Consider the following 18,680-nt stretch of genomic DNA (forward strand, 5'->3'; position numbering starts at 1 on the left):
TATAAGTAAAAAAAGCGCCTGTCTCATAAATGAGATAGGCGCTTTTTATGGCATAAGTTTTATGAATAAAACTATTTTCCGCTCACTTTTGCCAATACTTCTTCACGGCTTAGCATTTGCTTTTCTGTCTCACGGCGATTGACGTATTCGTACTTGCCTTCAGCCAAGTTACGGTCTGAAACCACGATACGATGTGGAATACCAATCAATTCTAGATCAGCAAACTTGACACCTGGACGCTCGTTACGATCATCAAGAAGCACATTGATGCCTTGTGCTTTTAACTCTTCATAGAGTGCCGTCGCTGTCTGCATGACGGTCTCTTCTTTTGACTTCATCGGTATGATAGCGACTTCAAAAGGAGCGATTGAATCATTAACCGTTGGCGTCTGTGGCCACATGATACCGTTTTCGTCGTTGTTCTGTTCGATAGCAGCGGCAATGATACGGCTCACACCAATACCGTAGCAACCCATCATTAGGGTCACAGGCTTACCATCTTCACCAGATACGGTAGCATTTAACGCTTGCGAGTACTTATCACCCAACTGGAAGATATGACCGACCTCGATACCACGTTTGATTTTTAGGCTGCCTTTACCATCAGGAGAAGGGTCGCCTTCCTGCACATTGCGTACATCAACGACACGAGTAATGCTCGCATCACGCGCCCAGTTCATACCAGTGGTGTGTTTATTGACTTCATTGGCACCGCATACAAAGTCTGACAAAGTTGCTGCCGAACGATCAACAAAGACAGGCATATCCAAATTAACACCAATATAGCCTTTATGCAGACCAGCAGCTTTCAGTTCTTCATCAGAAGCCATTGTCAGCGGCACATTGGCCTCTTCGATTTTCTCGGCTTTGATCGTATTTAGCTGATGATCACCGCGTAATACGATAGCGATAAGCTGTGGCTCATCATTTTCGGTATGACCATGGACGATTAACGTTTTGACCGTCGTTTCTAATGGTAAGCCTAAATGTTCAGCAACCATTTTACAGCTGGTCATATTTTCCGTCAGGACGTCTTCGCGCGCCATCTTCGGTGGCTGACGCTCAGCGGTGCTCACTGATTCGGCAAGCTCAACGTTGGCTGCATAATCAGAAGAATCAGAGAAGGCGATATCATCTTCGCCGCTGTCTGCCAACACATGGAACTCATGTGAAGCAAAACCGCCGATAGAACCCGTATCTGCTTGTACCGCACGGAAATCTAAGCCCAAACGGGTAAAGATACGCGTGTAAGCGTCATACATATCATGGTAAGTCTTTGCCAATGAGGCTTGGTCAACGTGGAACGAGTAAGCATCTTTCATGGTAAATTCGCGGGCGCGCATCACACCAAAACGTGGACGAATCTCATCACGGAATTTGTTCTGAATTTGGAAAAAGGTGATTGGTAATTGTTTATAACTACGCAGCTCGCCTTGCGCCAGATTGGTGATGACTTCTTCATGCGTCGGACCTAACACAAAATCGCGATCATGACGGTCTTTGAAGCGCAATAGCTCAGGACCATAATCGTTAAAGCGTCCGGTCGTTTGCCAAAGCTCGGCAGGCTGGGTCATCGGCATGAGCACTTCTTGTGCACCAACTTCTTGCATCTCTTCACGAACAATGCGTTCGACTTTTTGCAAGATGCGTAGCCCCATGGGCAACCAAATATATAACCCAGAAGCAATCTTTCGAATAAGACCGGCACGCACCATCAATTGGCTTGAGGCGATATCGGCATCACTTGGGGTTTCTTTTAGAGTGGCAAATAAAAATTGACTGGCTTTCATAAATAAAGCGTAACCTTATCAACGATAAAATAAATAAGAAATAGTAGGATATTGAGCGTGTGCTTTGATAGCCGACGCAAGCTTACCTTTGTATCACTTGGTAATAGTCTAGGACATGCCTAGCTAAAAAGTACTGCGACAAACAGTACATGAATAGAAAGTGCGTTCATAAAACGCCTTACAAAAAGGCTGGAACTTTTCATTTTGTATTAAAACGTTGATGTTGGCAGCGTCATACTTTACGCATAAAGACCAGAAAAATAGATGTACGCCAACATTTTGCTTATACAATCTGACTATGTTAGGTAAAGTTAGCCTAAGACGCAATGACTTTTTGTTTTTTCAGACAGAACGTGACTTAAACGAGCAAATGAGGTCACTACAACTCGATTATTTACCAGTTTTTAGGGTATTTATAGTAAATGGTAGCGCTAGTCATTATGTAGCGTATTGGTAGTTATTACTTGAAGTTGCTGCTCAAAAGTAGCATTTATCATTTAGACAGTTATTTGTTATACGTTTAATAAAAATAAATGATAAAACTCTGAGGGTGTTTATATGAATAATCCTGACAATCGATCTCCTGTTAATAATGATGCGACTAACTCACAAGCGAAAAAACCTATTGCGATGATGTCGTGGATAATATTGCTCATCGGTTTAGCCGCTATCGTTTTTGCTATTTATAGTGTGCAGAATATAACCAAGGAAGAGCCGATAGAAACCATTACTCGTGAAGGCGTGGTCACACAAATCCAAAAATTGAATCGTTTGGAAACGGTGGCGTTTAGTGTCGATACCGTCATTACTAGCCAGCGCCCTGGCAGTTGGATGAAGCTGTGGCAAGACGAGCAAAAGGGTTTGTTTATCGCGCGCGGACGAGTGGAGGCGGGAATTGATTTAAGTGCACTTACCCCAGAGATGGTACAAGTGGTGCAGCCTGAAATTAACGTCGATGAGGTACAAGAAGCGGGTGCTAATACGCCAGTCTCAGTGATGCCGCAAATCAATATTACCATCCCACCATCAGAGATATTTTCAGTTTATCTAGACGATATCGAGATTTATGATTGGCAAACAGGTGCTTTTGGCATGATGCAAGTCGATCCAAAAATATTGCAACAAGCGCAAAGTATGGCAAAAAAAGAAGTACTCGAACGCGCTTGTCGTGGTGATGTCATGAATATGGCACTAGAAAATGCGCAAACCCAACTGCAACAGCTATTTTCGTTAACTGGTGCAGTAGTGACGGTGACTACGCAAGGCGCAGGCGCGTGCCAGATGCCAGTAAAATAACGCATACATAATTTTATTAGAGCCATAGACTAGATAGTCATACGTTAGCTTATTAATTGGAAACACTTAAAGTAACGCCATTTATATTGTATAGTAGAGCTTATCTATTATTCATAATCACCTTATGAATTTCGTTGGTGATATAACCCTATATAAAAGGTGGCGTATATGACAACTCTTAATAATAAACCGTCTTCTAAGCCTGAACGTCAGCTTAATAAGCGCCCTAAAGCGAAAGAATCGCTTTCTTTTGCGACATGGGTGCTGTTAATCATAAGCTTCACTCTACTAGCCTATGCCTTATACATTATCCAAACTCGTATCTTGTAAACTCTAGCTGATACTAGTAAGGGTAGATAACGTGAGTAAGATGCCATAGCTGAAACTCTTAGTAAATTGAGGTTTTAGTGTTGATGTAATGCGTCGCTATTTTTTAAATTCAGCAATCGCTAATTGGCGAGCCGCTTTATGTTCGACTATCGGTAATGGGTAATTAATATCTGCAAACTTACCGCCCTTTGCTAGTGCTTGACGCATTTTATCCTCGCTATGCAAGATGGTGGTAGGAATGGCTTTTAGCTCAGGCAGCCACGTCTTGATAAATTCGCCATCGGTATCGTGGGTTTTGGCTTGGCTAAAAGGGTTCATAATGCGAAAGTAAGGTGCAGAGTCGGTGCCAGTCGACGCGCTCCATTGCCAACCACCATTATTGGACGCAAAGTCACCATCTATGAGCTGCTGCATAAAGTAGCGCTCACCTAAGCGCCAATCAATCAATAAATCCTTGGTCAAAAACATCGCCGTGACCATCCGCAAGCGATTGTGCATAAAGCCCGTCGCATTCAGGCAGCGCATTGCCGCATCGACTAACGGCACGCCAGTTTTACCTATGCACCATGCCGCAAAATCATCTTGATTATATGACCAGTTAATTTTGACATCAGTCTCATGTTTATACGCTTGATGGCGAATCAGATCGGGCTTATAGCCTAAAACATGGGGATAGAAATCTCGCCAAGCCAGCTCACTTATCCAGCGGTTAATGTCGTTATTATCAGTGTTGTCAAAGCTATCCCCGCTATCTAAGGTGTCACCGTCATTCCCATGTAATTCTCCCAGTGCTTTGCTTAATTGTAGGGTAGCTTGTACGTAGCAAAGTCTGGGGCTGATTGCACCAATAGTCAGGTAGGCAGATAGCTGACTGGTGGTATTTAAACTGGGTACATCACGGCTCACATCGTAGTTATCAATATCCTCAGTGATGAAGTCCTCTAAACGCTGGCACGCCGCCGCTTCGCCAGCAGGGTAGGCTGCCCGAGCGTGCTCAAGCTGTACGTCCATATCAATGTGCTCTAATAAACCAGCATTTTGCAGTGCCTTTTGATAATTTTCGACTACTTCTTTACTTACTCTTTCTATATCTTCGATAGTAGCACTGGCTTTCGAGACTTCTAGTTTGGCTTTAGTGTTGCCATTTATGGCGGATGCCTCATGCATTTGTATGGTACTGATATCCAAGGTATGCCGCCATTTTTTATAAAATGGGGTAAACACCTGATACATGCTGTTATCGTTCGTGGTGATGGTTTGTGGTGGCAAGATACATTGATCATGCCAGCGGATAAATTCTATATCGTTGTTTGCAAGCTGTTTGGTTAATTGTTCATCACGCTTAATCTCATTGCCTTCGTACTCGTGATTTGCCATCACAGTGCTGATCTGGTTCGCGCTACAGATATCTAGCATCGCCTCAACACAGTCAGAAAAGCTTGGACAGAGCTGTACTGTTAAGTGGATATTTAATTGTGTTTGCAGAGATTTGGCTAGGATAGGCAAGGTGCGTGCGATATGGTCGAGCTGTGTCAGCGACATGTCATGTGCTTGCCATTGTTCAGGCGTCACGAAGTAAATAGCGCTTACTGAGGCGTTATCCGCATTTGCCTGCTCGCAAAGCGCAGCTAGCGCGGTATTATCATGAACTCGCAGGTCACGACGAAACCACATTAAATAATGTGCTGGGTTTACGCTAGTGGCATCGTCGCTATTGTTGAAGTTGCTTGTTTCGGTGCTATCTGTGCTATCGGTGTTATGAGACGTTTCCGCCGCCGTTTTAGACATTCAACTATCCCTCTATTAATCAATCGCAATCATAAACAAAACTGGTAATAAAAGTATGCTAGGATAAGTTTTTGGATGCAATGGATTTACCATTCAATTAACAAATCCTCATATTTACGCTTTAGCGTTGGCAATTGACGTTTACCTTCCGTCAATGTAGCGAAGACAGTCTAATAATGTCGTACTGAGTGTTATATCTAAGGTCACATCATGCACGTTAAGTTTTGCGGATTTACCCAGCCTAATGATATTAAAATTGCCGCCCAGTTGGGTGTTGATGCGGTTGGCTTGGTATTTTATCCGCCCAGTCCGCGCGCTGTCACTATCGAGCAGGCGCAATCGTTAAGTGCTTCTTTGCCAGCTTTTATAAGTATAGTGGCTCTAGTGGTGAATATGCCGCGCACAGAGCTGATAGAATTAGCGAATCAGGTCGCTTTTGATATCATTCAATTCCATGGTGATGAAACACCAGAGCAATGTGCGCAGCTGGCCAGTGCGGTTAATAAACGCTGGATAAAAGCGCTGCGTATCAATGCTGACCAACACACTGCCGCTAGCGTAAGCGCCGAGATTAATGAGTTTGCTGCCGCTGGCGCGAACAGTATCTTATTGGATGCTTACCATCCCCATAAATATGGCGGCACAGGGGCACGTTTTGATTGGAGTCTGCTACCGCAAGACAGCTCGCTACCTATTATTTTAGCGGGCGGACTGGATGCCGATAATGTCGCTGCCACTTTAGACTTGCCTATTTATGCGGTCGATGTCAGCGGTGGGATTGAGTCTGACAAAGGCAAAAAAGACGCTGCCAAAATGCGTGCCTTTATGAAAGCGGTAAAACGCGACCGATGGCAAAATGAGACGCTTGGCGAACCTTCGAATATCAGTAACTAGTTTTTTAGCCGTGAATTTTTATCCGTTAAATAGCTAATTACTTGGAAAAATTTCCCCCTTATTTATCTTAAAAAATACCACTTATTATAGTAGGAATTATCATGAGTCATGTCGCGAGCAAAGATCTATCTACCACTGCTAAAGCTATCAACACCTTCACCAATCCAGAAAGCGTGCAAGATTTCAATCAATATCCTGATGCCCGTGGACATTTCGGCGTGCATGGCGGTCGCTTTGTCTCTGAAACATTGATGGCAGCACTAGAAGAGCTAGAAACGTTATATAACACAGTCAAAAAAGACCCTGCATTTTGGGAAGAATATCACAATGATTTGGTCAACTATGTCGGCCGCCCAACGCCTTTATATCATGCTAAGCGATTGAGCGATGAGATAGGCGGTGCGCAAATTTATTTCAAACGTGAAGACTTAAACCATACTGGCGCACATAAAGTGAATAACACCATTGGACAAGCGCTACTTGCGAAGATGAGTGGTAAAAAACGTATTATTGCGGAAACTGGCGCAGGGCAACATGGTGTCGCGACGGCGACGATTGCCGCGCGCTTAGGGCTAGAATGTATCGTTTATATGGGTGCGGATGATGTCGAGCGCCAAAAGATGAACGTTTATCGTATGCGCTTGCTCGGTGCGACAGTGGTACCAGTAACTTCAGGTTCACGGACACTGAAAGATGCAATGAATGAAGCGATGCGTGATTGGGTTACTAATGTCGATAGCACCTATTACATTATCGGTACGGTCGCTGGCCCGCATCCTTATCCGTTATTGGTACGCGATTTCCAAGCGATTATCGGCAAAGAAGCACGTATTCAGCATCTGCAAATGACGGGTAAATTACCTGATGCCTTGGTCGCTTGCGTTGGCGGTGGCTCGAACGCCATCGGTCTATTCTTTGACTTTTTAAACGACACTGATGTCAAAATGTATGGCGTTGAAGCGACAGGGGACGGTATCGAAACGGGTCGTCATTCCGCACCATTAGCTGCTGGTCGTATCGGTGTACTGCACGGCAACCGTACCTATCTCATGGCGGATGATGAAGGTCAAATTCAAGAGACGCATTCTATCTCAGCGGGTCTTGATTATCCGGGCGTTGGTCCTGAGCACAGCTTCTTAAAAGACATGAAGCGTGTTGAATATGTCGGCTGTACCGATAAAGAGTCGCTAGAAGGCTTTCATGAAGTCACGCGCAAAGAAGGTATTATTCCTGCGCTTGAATCTGCTCATGCCGTTGCTTATGCATTGAAGCTAGCTAAGACAATGACTCCTGATCAAACCATTATCGTCAATATGTCAGGTCGTGGTGACAAAGATTTGCATTCAGTGATGAAGGCAGAAGGGATTGAGTTGTAATATGGAAAACAAAACTATTAAAGAGATGTTTAAAGGTTTTTATCAACTCTCTGAAGAAGATTTTAGTGAGATTTGGGAACATGGAACATTCGTATTCGATACGAATGTTCTTTTAAACCTTTATAGGTATAAGAATGAAACAAGCACAGCTATTATCGAAATAATAAAAAATCTTGGCGATAGAGTATGGGTGCCTCATCATGTTTTGCTAGAGTTTCATCGTAATAGGTTAGAAGTAATAGCTGATCAGAACAAAAAAGTAAATGATATTAAAAAAAGTATCGAGGATTCTATTAAGGGTATTGAGAATAAATCTAGTGAGCTACAATTAGAGAAAAGGCATAATGAAATAGATCCTCAAAACTTCTTAAGTAAGTTTAGAGAACTAGAGAAAACTGTACTTGATGAGCTTGAAAAGGTTACGTTGAGACAATTAAATAATAGCTTCGATGATAATATCTTATGTAATATTACTGAAATTTTTGAGGGAAAAGTAGGATGCCCACCAGAACATCAAGATTGGCTCGACGCCATTTTTAAGGATGGAGATGAAAGGGCTGAAAATGAGATTCCACCAAGTTTTAAAGATATTCAAAAAGCAAAAAAATCGAATGCTAAGTCTATACCTTATACACATAATTTACTGAAGTACCAGCATGGTTATGGTGATCTAATAATTTGGATGCAAATAATAGAGCATGCTAAAAAAGAAAATAAAAAAAATATAGTTTTCATAACAGATGATAAAAAAGAAGACTGGATGCAAATTATTTCTTCAAATGGATCTAAAGTTATTGGGCCTAGACCTGAGCTAGTGAGCGAGATATGCAATAAAGCTAATGTAGAAAAATTCCATATTTATAACACAGAGTCTTTCTTAAAGTTTGCTGAAAAATACCTTCAGACAGAAATAAAAGAAGCAGCAATTAAGGATGTAAAGAACACCTATTATGAAATTAATTCATTTGAAAAAAATAAATATTTTGATTTGATTGAAGAGAATATCAAAGTTCAGGATAGCAATTTAGTAAACCAATTTAACCTTCCAAAAGAACTATTTTACTCAATAAGTGATAGAGGCTCAGATATTATAGAAGAGTGGTTAGAAAATAAATATTCTTATATCAAGAAAGGAAGCAATGGTTTATATGATTTTTATGGGTTTGATCCAAACGATTCTATCATCCCCGTAATTATTAAATTCTCTACTGGGGTTAGACTTCGTGATCTACCACTCATTTTAGAAAGGCTGATGCTAGACTATAAAAACGGTAATAAGTTCAAGAAATATCATATAGTATTAGTTATGAATTACTTTATGAATGATTCTATTGGCGTCGATGCTATATATTCAATGATAAAGAAGGATATCAGAAAATATAATGAGAATTTTGAAGACTATCTATTTCATTTTGATATTGATATAACAGTTGGTTTTATCGATAAAGAAAGTAAGAAGTTTGAAACTATGATTGATTATGAATTTGGTATTTAATATATATTAGAGAATCACTATGACCCGAATTGAAAGCACCTTTGAAACCTTAAAAGCCCAAAATAAAAAAGCCCTGATTCCTTATGTCATGGCAGGCGATCCCAATCCAAGCAATTTCGTTGGGTTGCTACATGATTTGGTTAAGCACGGCGCGGATATGATTGAAGTAGGCTTGCCGTTCTCCGACCCGATGGCAGATGGCCCAGTCGTCGCTTTAGCTGGAGAGCGTGCATTAGCCGCAGGTACGAGTACACGTGATGCCCTAAAAATGGTCGCGGAATTCCGTCAGCAAGACACGCAGACCCCCATTATTTTGATGGGTTATCTCAATCCCGTGGAAATCATTGGCTATGATAACTTTGTGGCGCTATGTGAGCAGTCAGGTGTCGATGGTATTTTGATGGTTGATTTACCACCAAGCGAGGCGGGCAGCTTTACCCAGCATTTAACTGACCATTCGATGAATGAAATTTTCTTATTGTCACCAACCACTTTACCTGAGCGCCGTGAGCAAGTATTGACCCATTGCGGTGGTTATATTTATTATGTGTCATTAAAAGGCGTGACGGGTTCGGCAACGCTTGATACTGATGATGTTGCGACTCAAGTACAAGCGATTAAAGCAGCGACTGATTTGCCAGTATGTGTGGGTTTTGGTATTCGTGATGCAACGTCTGCCAAAGCGATTGGAGCACATGCTGATGGTATTATTGTCGGTAGTGCCTTGGTGCAGAATTTTTCTGATATAGATGCCAATGATAGCACTGCGGTTGCCGCCGCTCAGCAAAAAATCATGGCAAAAATGGATGAGCTACGCGGTGCACTTGATAGTTTGAGTGCCTGAGTTAAATAAAGTTAAGTTATCGTCACTTAAATCGTCATGGCAATATGAATAACAATGTTTATAAAGACAGGGTTAAATGACTTTGCTAAAGTTAGTTTACGTGTGTAAACTAACATCACATATAAATTGTTACAGTTTCACGTAAGCGTGATTTATAACTGCGCTTTATAGCTGCGAAAGTTATGAGAATATGTGACGATTAAACTGATCCTTATAAACTGATCCTTATAAATTGATTCTTAGGGACAAGCGCATGAGCCAGCTTGTCGATAAGCCTTTGATAATGGCGAATAATATGACTGATACGATAATAAAACCTGATATGACGACTCCGAACCATACTGAAAAAAGTAACGCTGAGCCAAACGGTAATACTGCTGGGCAATCGTGGTTTAATCGCCCGATACCGGGTATTAAACAGCAATTGACAGCGCCTTTGACAGCAGTAGAGACTGAACCGTCAACCAAGTGCAGTAATTGTCATTCGATGATTACCAACACGGCGCTGATTTTTAACTGCTATGTTTGCCCGCATTGTGATCATCATTTACCAATGAGTGCTCGTGAGCGTTTAAACTGGCTACTCGATCAAGTAGAAGGTGAGCTTGGGCAACAATTTACTGCCAAAGATCCGCTAAGCTTTGTGGATAGTAAGCCGTATCCGCAGCGTATGACAGAAGCACAAGATAAGACAGGTGAGTCTGAGGCGCTGATTGTACTGTATGGCAAGCTGCGCAATCTTGATGTGGTGACTTGTGCCTTTGACTTCCGCTTTATGGGTGGTTCTATGGGCTCAGTGGTTGGCGATCGTTTTGTCCAAGCAGCTGAGAAAGCACTGGCAGACAAAGTTCCTTTAGTTTGCTTTGCTGCCTCTGGCGGCGCACGTATGCAAGAAGGTTTACTGTCTTTGATGCAGATGGCACGAACGGCTGCTGCAATTGAGCGTTTGAGAATTGCTGGCGTGCCGTATATCGTGATATTGACCAATCCTGTTTATGGCGGTGTGACTGCGTCGCTCGCTATGTTAGGTGATATTCATTTAGCAGAACCAAAAGCCATGATCGGCTTTGCTGGTAAGCGCGTGATTGAGCAAACGGTTCGTGAGACGCTAGAAGAGCCGTTCCAGCGTGCCGAGTTTTTGTTAGAGCACGGTGTGGTCGATGAAGTGGTACATCGTCATCAAATGATTGATACTATTTATCGTCTGTTGGCAAAGTTAAGCCGCATGCCTAATGTTGATGCCTAGCTTGCTCATCGGCTTGACTAACGGATAACTGAGTTTAATATTCCGCATGACTTATGCTTAGTAGCATGCTCAATTTCTCTGACTAAGTGAGATCAATCAATAGCATTTATCGTCAATAGCGGTAAATGCTATTTTTGCTTTTTGGGCAGGTAGTTATATACTGTCTGTACTTTCTTAATGAATGCTTTCTCATTGACCATTTTTTTATTCAAAAAATTATATATAGGCTGTGTCCATGTCCGACTCTCTACCTTCTAACCCTAACACTCCCAACAAGCATTCTAGCTTGACCGAATGGCTCGATTATATGCAGCAGATTCATGTATCGGCAATAGATATGGGGTTGTCGCGAGTTTTGCCAGTTGCCGAGGCGTTAGGCGTGGTACAGTCAGCCAAAGACGATGCTTATGTATTTACGGTGGCGGGCACCAATGGTAAAGGCTCAACGACGGCTGTCATCGCGCAGATGTGCCAAGCAGCAGGTTATAAAACGGCTCTGTATCAATCACCGCATCTAAGTGTATTTAATGAGCGCGTGCGTATCAATGGCGAGATGGTCAGTGACGAGACGTTAATTGAAGCCTTTAGCAAGGTAGAAGCAGCGCGATTAGCGTGTGAGCTGACCTTGTCATTTTTTGAGATGACCACACTTGCCGCATTATTAATATTTGCCGAAGCGGACTGTGATGTCTGGGTGTTGGAAGTCGGTCTGGGTGGGCGCTTAGATGTGGTCAATATCATCGATCCTGATATGGCAGTGATTACCAATATTGCTATCGATCATGTCGATTGGCTGGGTGACAATGTTGAAGATATTGGCCGTGAGAAAGCAGGTATCTTACGTGATGGTATCAGCGTGGTTTATGGTGCTACTGCAATGCCAGTCAGTGTGCAGCAAGCGATTGATAAGCATCAAGCAACTTGTTATCAAGTTGGGCGAGATTTTGATTATCGTGAAGTGGATGCAAGCGCTTGGCAATATAGCAATGCTGCTGTCACCATGCAGTTACCGCGCCCAGCGCTGTCATTGACCAATACTACTAATGCCTTATCAGCAGTGCTCGCAAGTTCGTTAAATGTCGATAGCACTGCTATCGAGCAAGCATTACAAACGGTCAGGCTCGCTGGTCGCTTTGATTATCGTGAGACCCACAATCGTCATTGGCTGTTTGATGTCGCGCATAACGAGCAAGGCGTTGAGTTTTTATTGGCGCAACTATTACCGCTTTGGCAACAGCATTTAGCCAATCAAAATAGCTCTGAGGCTCTCAATCAAAGCAGTAATACAAATAGTAATCATATCAGTCAAGCTACAGGAAAACCTGCCAGCATTAAAATGCTGTTTTCTATGTTGGGTGATAAAGATATCAATAAAGTCGTGCAGCATTTGACGATAGCGGGCTTACCGATTAGCGATTGGTATATCGCTGAGATTGATTATCCACGTGCCGCGAGCACCGAGCACTTGCAAGGTATCTTATCGAGCTATGTCGATGATGCTCAAATACACGAATTTAAACGTTTATCAGAAGCGACCGATGCGGTTATCAATGGCAGTCAGCCGCAAGACCTTATCGTGGTATGTGGCTCCTTTCATACGATCGGCGAGGCACTGGCAGCACTGGCGGTTGATAATTAACATTAAAATGGTGCTTATTTAATGTTAATCTTAGCAGTAGCATGATGGCAGACAGTATGAAAAATATGCTTTATAATCAAAGTGATTTGGCAAGTTGCTCTATAATGGCATTAAACGCTTGGCATAACATTTAAAAACGGATGGACGCAACTGGTGGCAATGACACCTATCAAGGCTATTAAAACTATCTAAACACAGTTTTGAGACGACAGTTGCGCCGCTCAATCAACCTTATTACCAACTAAGAGACGTAAACGGATGAACTTTTCGAGACAAGCCTTATTGGGCATTGGGATGATTATCGGCGGTAGCGTGATGCTATACGCCATGGTGCAACAGATTGGTGATAGTAATGAACCACAACCAGCGTCAGCAATGGTAGATAAGCCAAGCCCTGAGCAAGAGTCTCCTCAGCCGCTGACGACGGATATCGAGACTGAAAAACGTATCTTGGCAGAAAAACAAAAAGAGCGCGCTGCTCGTGTGGCTGAACAAGAAAAACGTGCCCAGCAGTTCTTAACTGAACAGGAAGCCGCTGAGGCGGAAGCATTGGCAAAAGCCCGTGCAGAAAGTCAGCAGTATATGGCCAGTAGTGCAGCAGCTGCTGAAGAGAGTGATAAATCCGATGCGGAAAAAAATGACGCTACAACGCCAATAAAAAAGACTAGCGCTGCTGCGTCAGCTGAAAGTGAGACAAACACTGGCAACCAGCAAAAAGCTGCCCAAGCGCAACAAGAGGCTCAAAGGCAAGCGGCGATTAAAGAGCAGGCTGCAGCTAAGAAACTAGCAGACAGTAAAAAAGAAGCGGATGCTAAGAAACAAGCGGATGCTGCGGCTGAGAAAAAACAAGCGGCAGCAGAAGCGGCTAAAAATGAGCCACCAAAATCGCCTTCTGATTATCAAGTTAAAAGAGGAGATGGGCTGATTAAACTGGCGCGGCAGTACAATATGCCAGTAGAAGTATTGGCACAAGCGAATAATCTGTCACCATCGACATCGCTACAACTGGGTCAAAACATCACCATTCCATCACGTAAGCAAGTGGAGCGATTAGCACGTGAAGCGGCAGCGGCTGAGCAGGCACGTGAAGACAAGCGTCAGAAAGAAGAGGCTTTAGCCAAAAAATCAGCGGATGCTAAGCGTGAAGCACAGCAGAAACTCAGTGAAGCCCGTAAAGAAGTCAAAGAAACCGACGCCAAAGGCAGCTTTGGGGTGCAAGTAGCATTGGCAAACGATCAAGCCAAAGCTGACGAACTAGCAAAGAAATTTAAATCCGCTGGCTACCAAGTTAAGACTAGCCCTACCAGCCGCGGGGTTCGCGTCATCGTCGGTCCTGAGCGCGGTAAAGTGGCAGCGTTAGCGTTAAAAGATAAAATCAATAGCGATCCTAAGGTCAATACGACCAGTGCTTGGGTTTTATACTGGCGCTAAAATAGCATTAAAATCACGATAATCGGATGACTATTATTGCTAAATAAACAGCAGAGTCTTGGTTAGATTTTATTGTTTTATCTGAGTTTTATTCAAACACGACATTTATTGTCGTGTTTTTTGTTTTAGTGTTTGCTGATTGGCGCAAGCTTAGCTACGATGTGCGCCGATTGCCCCTGATTTTTTCTGTATAACGGGTCAGCCTATAAGGGCTGCCCTGTCGCAGTTGAGTATGTATGTCACTTTATGGAAGTCGTCATACATATTTGGCTGCCTTAATCATGTATAAGGTAAAACCATGTCATTTGGTGTTATATTTTTAATATTGGCCGTTGGGTTTTTAGGGCTGATTACCGTACCAAAGCTGTTGAAAAGACCTCCAGTTGTTGAGCCTGATCCAAAGCCAGTACGCGGTGATGAGTTGGCTATTTGGCCGTTTGCGCCGATGCCGATTATGACGGATACGGAAGTCATTTTCTTTAATAAGCTAAAAAGTGCGTTGCCGGAATATCATATTTTCGTTCAAGTTCAACTGTCACGCATTATCGAAGGCAATAGCAGTGAGGCGTCCGAGCGTAGCTTTTGGTTCAATCGTATCTGCCGTCAAAGCGTCGATTATGTGATTGTGGATATTGATGCGCAGACCACGCTGGTTGCTATCGAGCTTGATGATTGGACACACACGAGTAAAGCGCGTCAAAAGGCGGATGACAAAAAAGACAAAGCCCTTGCTAGTGCCGGTATTGCTATTGTGCGCTTTCACGCTGAGCGCATGCCAAGCGCAGATATGCTCAGGTACGAGCTGATGCAAGTGATTGAAAGCTATTGATAAAGTATCTTTGGTAGACAGTCAAGATTAGTCGCAACAACGGCATTTATTTTTTTGTGTAACATTGCTGTTATATTCGTTTACTTTATAGATAAGTTGTTTAAATAAGAGTATTATTATTTTATTTTAAAGCAAACTTAAGTTTTCTAAATTAAGAGGCGCTTTTTTGAATTAAGGCATTATTTGCTTAATTAGATAAAGATTTTGGTGCTTCTCGTTTTTAAAATTACTCTATAAAGGACTGTGTTATGAAATTTTTTAAATTGAGCGCATTAGCGTTAGCCAGCACGTTAGCGTTAGCAGGCTGTGGTGATGACAATAATAATAGCTCTTCCGGTAATGGTACTAATACGCCTGATGTGCCAGTTAAGCCGCCTGTCGATAATAGTTTGTCTGAGATCGAGCAAGCGAAAGAGATGATTCGTACCGCCAAGCTATTTGTCAGTGACAATAAAGCGGTTACAGATGCTTACGAAGATGTAAGTGATATCCTTACAGAAAAGCAAGATACGCGACTTGGTTATACCTTCGATATCCCAAGTGATCTAAAATACTATATGGAAGAGAATGATGTATCACAGCTCACTGCAGCTGACATTATTGCACTGGCTAACGATGAAGAGTTTGAAACAGCATTGGGAAATATAGTCTTGACCCCAGAAAAAGACTTTTTAGCGACGCTAAATGCTGATGGGAAGTTTACCTTAACTGGTAGCACCAAGGTTGATATTGAAGAATACGATTATGTGTATAACCCGCAAACAGGTTTGTACGGACCTGTTGTGGTTAATCAAGACAGTTTTAAAGTAGCATTTGATGGTTTTGAAGATGCGCTAAGCTCAAACACCAGTACAGATAACTTTAACGGTAGCTTGGGTTTCAAGAGTATTGAAATTGGCACTGGCACTGATACCGTTACTCTCAACTCAAGTACTAAAGGCGCAACAGTCAGTGGTCAATTCAGTGATAAAGTCGTGGTCAATGATGAGTTTGATATCAATGACGCAAATAGAGAAGGCATCACGCTAGAAAAGGCGGTCATCAAATTAAGCAGTCTGAAGTTGACGGCTAATGATAGCGTGATTGAAGCAAAAGATTTTGAATTTGCTGCGCTGGATGTCAGCAGAAAGCTGGCAGATAACAGTCTGGTGGTTAGAACAATCCCTTATAAGTTTGCTATAACGGGCAAGATGACCAAGCAAAAACCGATGACTGATGTAGAGATTACACTGAACGCGACTGCCAATGACGCTGATATAAAGAAATTTATCATAATCGATGAAGTCGGAGATATCGAAGAGGCCGCCAATAAATACGTAGGTATGGAAATAGTATTGGCGATTAAAGGCAAGGTAACGAAAGAGAATACAACGACGATTCCACTTGATTTCCAAGCCAATCTTAAACGTACTGCTCGTAATGTTATTGGGCTACAAGGTCTGACTGCTAGCGTAGAGGGTAAGAAGCTATTCGTAAGCGGTAAGTCAAGCTTAGACAATAACTATGATGTGGTTAGCACCCAGTTTACCGTTGAGCAAAATAAAGCGTCGATCAAGCTAAATGTTGATGCCAATGGTGACTTTATCAAAGATAAAATGGGCAAGCTTGGCGATATCATGGTTAACGGTAAAGACTATGGTGATTTAATGGATAATGATGGCAAAGTTACTGCCAAGTTTACTGATGACAGTTTAATTATTCTATAATCAAACCATGTGTCACATCGACTCTCAAACGTTGTTAGTAACGATTGAGGTATAGCAACAAAAAAAAGAGACAGATTCCTGTCTCTTTTTTATGCTCTCTAATAAACGTGAGAAATTTATGCCATATAACGTTTCAAGTCTCTATGGTTTTTTACCTAAAAGCTTAGCATCGCATTTATACAGCCGTACCAAGTTAATCACTACGCCAGCGATTGCGGCTATGATGATATCCAGCGCTGCGGTTGCTGATAGTGCAGATATACCAGCTGCTGATACGAATTTTTACTTCTACCCCCAAGCGACAGGGTTGCTAGACAGTCAGACCAAACAATCAGACGCACAGATAGAGTGGAGTGTGATGGCAACGGCTCATAGCCCAACACAGCCTATCTCAGCATTTTTAGACGATTGGAGTGCCCCTTTGGACTCGGGTGATCATGCTTATGCCCAAGGTCGGACGTCGCTTGAGATTCGTCCTGCGGGCAGTGCGATTAGCTACGGTCTAGGTTGGCGTTATGATTATTTAATGACGTTTAGCAAAGAGACTGCCGAAGTTTATTGGCAGTATGAAAATAAACAGCCCTCAAGCACCAGTCAAGATTATCCGTTATTTTTAGAAGCCAAGCACAATGAAAGATTCGGTGCTAATATCGGTCTGACGCAGCAGCTCATGCCCAACTGGCAATTGACGACTCGTGCCAATCTCTGGCAAGGACTGCATGCACTAGAAGGTAAGATAGTTGGCGATTTAAGCACCAGAGTGTTACCAAATAATGAGGTGACAGACATACGAGAAAGTTTGGATAAAACCAACGCTTACATCGATTATTACTATGATGAACCAGCTTTAGGGGAGGAAAACCTAGACTGGAACCCCGCGAAACCTTCGGGATATGGTTATTCGCTCGATTTGCAGCTCACAGGTCAGTTGTCTGATAGCACGCAGTTGTCTCTGCGCGGCTACGATATCCTTGGACGCATGCGCTGGAAAGACATGCCGAGCACTCGTTATGCATTGGATTATGACGTCAACGGCAGACCTCTCTATACGATTGAAGGGCAGCTTAGCACTGACGATGTCACACAGACATTGCCATGGCGAGTGGAAGGTAGCCTTCAGCATCAGCTAGACAGTCAATGGCAGCTCGGTCTACATGGTCAAGTGAATGACATTCAAGACTTATATCAATTATCCGCAGGCTACCAAACGTCCAATGATGCTTTCCCCATTACGGTGACGGGTTTGATAGAGCCGCAAACGCAAGCATTGGGTCTCGCTGTAGACAGTCGCTATGCTGGCATCAAATTGCTGACTGACAGTCTCGATTCAGAAAAAGCCAAACGCAGTGAGATTAGCTTGTATGGACGCTATGCTTGGTAGCTTCATTACATTGCATTAATAAAGCAGATGGCTAAAGCGTCGATGTGCATATAATGCGGTGGACGTTACTAAAATTTATCATGCGTTTTGTCGCGTTGTTCAGGATAAATGACGATCGGACTATGACCTTCGAAGTATAGTCCTGTCGTAGGCAGTGCATCGTTTGACCAAGCTAACTGCGGCTGTCGTCCATCATAGCAGTCGCGCCTAGTAAACCATTCGATATAATGGGCGGCTCGTAATGCCCTTATATCAAGCGTCGCAAGATTTGAACCGCCCCGACTATATCGGAGAGTGTTTTACTTGAGTCAGGCAGCAATGCCTGACAGGGTTAAATTGTCATAATACCGCTTTTCAAACTCAAAAGGCGACACATAACCAATCGTGCTATGCAGTCGTGTTTTATTGAACCAGTCCACCCATTCAAGCGTTGCCAGTTCAACATCATTTACACCGTTCCAGCTCTGCTTTAAATAATGAATCACCTCAGACTTGTAAAGGCCATTGACTGTCTCAGCCAAGGCATTGTCATAAGAATCCCCTGTTGTGCCAACAGAGGCAATCACACCAGAGTCCGTCATCTTATCTGTATAGCGAATGGATAAATACTGAACCCCTCTATCGCTATGATGAAT

15 protein-coding genes are annotated in these 18,680 nt (G+C 42.9%); 12 read left to right on the forward strand and 3 right to left on the reverse strand.

Annotated features, from left to right (window positions below; genetic code table 11):
• Positions 1 to 71: 71 nt before the first annotated feature.
• Complete coding sequence (locus ACP69U_RS03685; protein ID WP_198330370.1) at positions 72 to 1,790, reverse strand: proline--tRNA ligase; 1,719 nt, start codon at positions 1,788 to 1,790, stop codon at positions 72 to 74.
• A gap of 558 nt (positions 1,791 to 2,348) precedes the next feature.
• Here ACP69U_RS03685 and ACP69U_RS03690 point away from each other — a divergent pair.
• Both ACP69U_RS03690 and ACP69U_RS03695 read left to right on the forward strand, forming a co-directional pair.
• Positions 2,349 to 3,086 (forward strand): DUF4230 domain-containing protein, encoded by a 738-nt coding sequence (locus ACP69U_RS03690; protein WP_193007826.1) that lies wholly within the window; start codon positions 2,349 to 2,351, stop codon positions 3,084 to 3,086.
• A 168-nt stretch (positions 3,087 to 3,254) separates the two neighbouring features.
• Positions 3,255 to 3,416 (forward strand): hypothetical protein, encoded by a 162-nt coding sequence (locus ACP69U_RS03695; protein WP_176393057.1) that lies wholly within the window; start codon positions 3,255 to 3,257, stop codon positions 3,414 to 3,416.
• 96 nt (positions 3,417 to 3,512) lie between these two features.
• Here ACP69U_RS03695 and ACP69U_RS03700 read toward each other — a convergent pair whose 3' ends face one another.
• A complete protein-coding gene (locus tag ACP69U_RS03700) occupies positions 3,513 to 5,204 on the reverse strand; it encodes a cryptochrome/photolyase family protein (protein WP_314885126.1) in 1,692 nt (563 codons plus the stop codon).
• A gap of 210 nt (positions 5,205 to 5,414) precedes the next feature.
• Here ACP69U_RS03700 and ACP69U_RS03705 point away from each other — a divergent pair, with 210 nt between their 5' ends.
• The 10 genes from ACP69U_RS03705 (at position 5,415) to ACP69U_RS03750 (ending at position 18,045) form a co-directional block, all read left to right on the forward strand.
• On the forward strand, positions 5,415 to 6,098 hold the full coding sequence (locus ACP69U_RS03705) for a phosphoribosylanthranilate isomerase (RefSeq protein WP_426137844.1): 684 nt from the start codon (positions 5,415 to 5,417) through the stop codon (positions 6,096 to 6,098).
• 173 nt (positions 6,099 to 6,271) lie between these two features.
• Positions 6,272 to 7,474 (forward strand): tryptophan synthase subunit beta, encoded by a 1,203-nt coding sequence (gene trpB, locus ACP69U_RS03710; RefSeq protein ID WP_173936725.1) that lies wholly within the window; start codon positions 6,272 to 6,274, stop codon positions 7,472 to 7,474.
• Between the two features lies 1 nt (position 7,475).
• The gene (locus ACP69U_RS03715) at positions 7,476 to 8,969 is read left to right on the forward strand and encodes a PIN domain-containing protein (RefSeq protein WP_372815607.1); all 1,494 of its coding nucleotides are present in this window, start codon (positions 7,476 to 7,478) and stop codon (positions 8,967 to 8,969) included.
• Positions 8,970 to 8,988: 19 nt separating this feature from the next.
• Complete coding sequence (gene trpA / locus ACP69U_RS03720) at positions 8,989 to 9,813, forward strand: tryptophan synthase subunit alpha (RefSeq protein WP_426137845.1); 825 nt, start codon at positions 8,989 to 8,991, stop codon at positions 9,811 to 9,813.
• A gap of 283 nt (positions 9,814 to 10,096) precedes the next feature.
• Positions 10,097 to 11,059: an acetyl-CoA carboxylase, carboxyltransferase subunit beta gene (accD, locus tag ACP69U_RS03725; RefSeq protein WP_193013313.1), complete on the forward strand. Its 963-nt coding sequence runs from the start codon at positions 10,097 to 10,099 to the stop codon at positions 11,057 to 11,059.
• A gap of 235 nt (positions 11,060 to 11,294) precedes the next feature.
• Positions 11,295 to 12,698: a bifunctional folylpolyglutamate synthase/dihydrofolate synthase gene (locus tag ACP69U_RS03730; protein ID WP_426137846.1), complete on the forward strand. Its 1,404-nt coding sequence runs from the start codon at positions 11,295 to 11,297 to the stop codon at positions 12,696 to 12,698.
• A 258-nt stretch (positions 12,699 to 12,956) separates the two neighbouring features.
• Positions 12,957 to 14,129 carry an SPOR and LysM peptidoglycan-binding domain-containing protein gene (locus ACP69U_RS03735; RefSeq protein ID WP_426137847.1) on the forward strand — a complete coding sequence of 391 codons (1,173 nt, stop codon included), beginning with the start codon at positions 12,957 to 12,959 and terminating at the stop codon, positions 14,127 to 14,129.
• 298 nt (positions 14,130 to 14,427) lie between these two features.
• On the forward strand, positions 14,428 to 14,958 hold the full coding sequence (locus tag ACP69U_RS03740; RefSeq protein WP_314885116.1) for a DUF2726 domain-containing protein: 531 nt from the start codon (positions 14,428 to 14,430) through the stop codon (positions 14,956 to 14,958).
• Positions 14,959 to 15,206: 248 nt separating this feature from the next.
• Positions 15,207 to 16,664: a hypothetical protein gene (locus tag ACP69U_RS03745; RefSeq protein WP_426137848.1), complete on the forward strand. Its 1,458-nt coding sequence runs from the start codon at positions 15,207 to 15,209 to the stop codon at positions 16,662 to 16,664.
• Between the two features lie 118 nt (positions 16,665 to 16,782).
• The gene (locus tag ACP69U_RS03750) at positions 16,783 to 18,045 is read left to right on the forward strand and encodes a hypothetical protein (protein ID WP_426137849.1); all 1,263 of its coding nucleotides are present in this window, start codon (positions 16,783 to 16,785) and stop codon (positions 18,043 to 18,045) included.
• A gap of 308 nt (positions 18,046 to 18,353) precedes the next feature.
• Here ACP69U_RS03750 and ACP69U_RS03755 read toward each other — a convergent pair.
• Positions 18,354 to 18,680 (reverse strand): integrase core domain-containing protein (locus ACP69U_RS03755; protein WP_426137850.1); only part of this gene is annotated, 327 nt, incomplete at its 5' end.

This window comes from Psychrobacter sp. TWR1-1-1, assembly GCF_049895865.1.
Classification (GTDB): domain Bacteria; phylum Pseudomonadota; class Gammaproteobacteria; order Pseudomonadales; family Moraxellaceae; genus Psychrobacter; species Psychrobacter immobilis_A.

Excerpts from the sequence above, each read along its gene's own strand:
- ACP69U_RS03685 (WP_198330370.1), bottom strand. The coding sequence starts at position 1,790 with ATGAAAGCCAGTCAATTTTTATTTGCCACTCTAAAAGAAACCCCAAGT.
- ACP69U_RS03690 (WP_193007826.1), top strand. The coding sequence starts at position 2,349 with ATGAATAATCCTGACAATCGATCTCCTGTTAATAATGATGCGACTAAC.
- ACP69U_RS03695 (WP_176393057.1), top strand. The coding sequence starts at position 3,255 with ATGACAACTCTTAATAATAAACCGTCTTCTAAGCCTGAACGTCAGCTT.
- ACP69U_RS03700 (WP_314885126.1), bottom strand. The coding sequence starts at position 5,204 with ATGTCTAAAACGGCGGCGGAAACGTCTCATAACACCGATAGCACAGAT.
- ACP69U_RS03705 (WP_426137844.1), top strand. The coding sequence starts at position 5,415 with ATGCACGTTAAGTTTTGCGGATTTACCCAGCCTAATGATATTAAAATT.
- ACP69U_RS03715 (WP_372815607.1), top strand. The coding sequence starts at position 7,476 with ATGGAAAACAAAACTATTAAAGAGATGTTTAAAGGTTTTTATCAACTC.
- trpA (WP_426137845.1), top strand. The coding sequence starts at position 8,989 with ATGACCCGAATTGAAAGCACCTTTGAAACCTTAAAAGCCCAAAATAAA.
- accD (WP_193013313.1), top strand. The coding sequence starts at position 10,097 with ATGGCGAATAATATGACTGATACGATAATAAAACCTGATATGACGACT.
- ACP69U_RS03730 (WP_426137846.1), top strand. The coding sequence starts at position 11,295 with ATGTCCGACTCTCTACCTTCTAACCCTAACACTCCCAACAAGCATTCT.
- ACP69U_RS03735 (WP_426137847.1), top strand. The coding sequence starts at position 12,957 with ATGAACTTTTCGAGACAAGCCTTATTGGGCATTGGGATGATTATCGGC.
- ACP69U_RS03740 (WP_314885116.1), top strand. The coding sequence starts at position 14,428 with ATGTCATTTGGTGTTATATTTTTAATATTGGCCGTTGGGTTTTTAGGG.
- ACP69U_RS03745 (WP_426137848.1), top strand. The coding sequence starts at position 15,207 with ATGAAATTTTTTAAATTGAGCGCATTAGCGTTAGCCAGCACGTTAGCG.
- ACP69U_RS03750 (WP_426137849.1), top strand. The coding sequence starts at position 16,783 with ATGCCATATAACGTTTCAAGTCTCTATGGTTTTTTACCTAAAAGCTTA.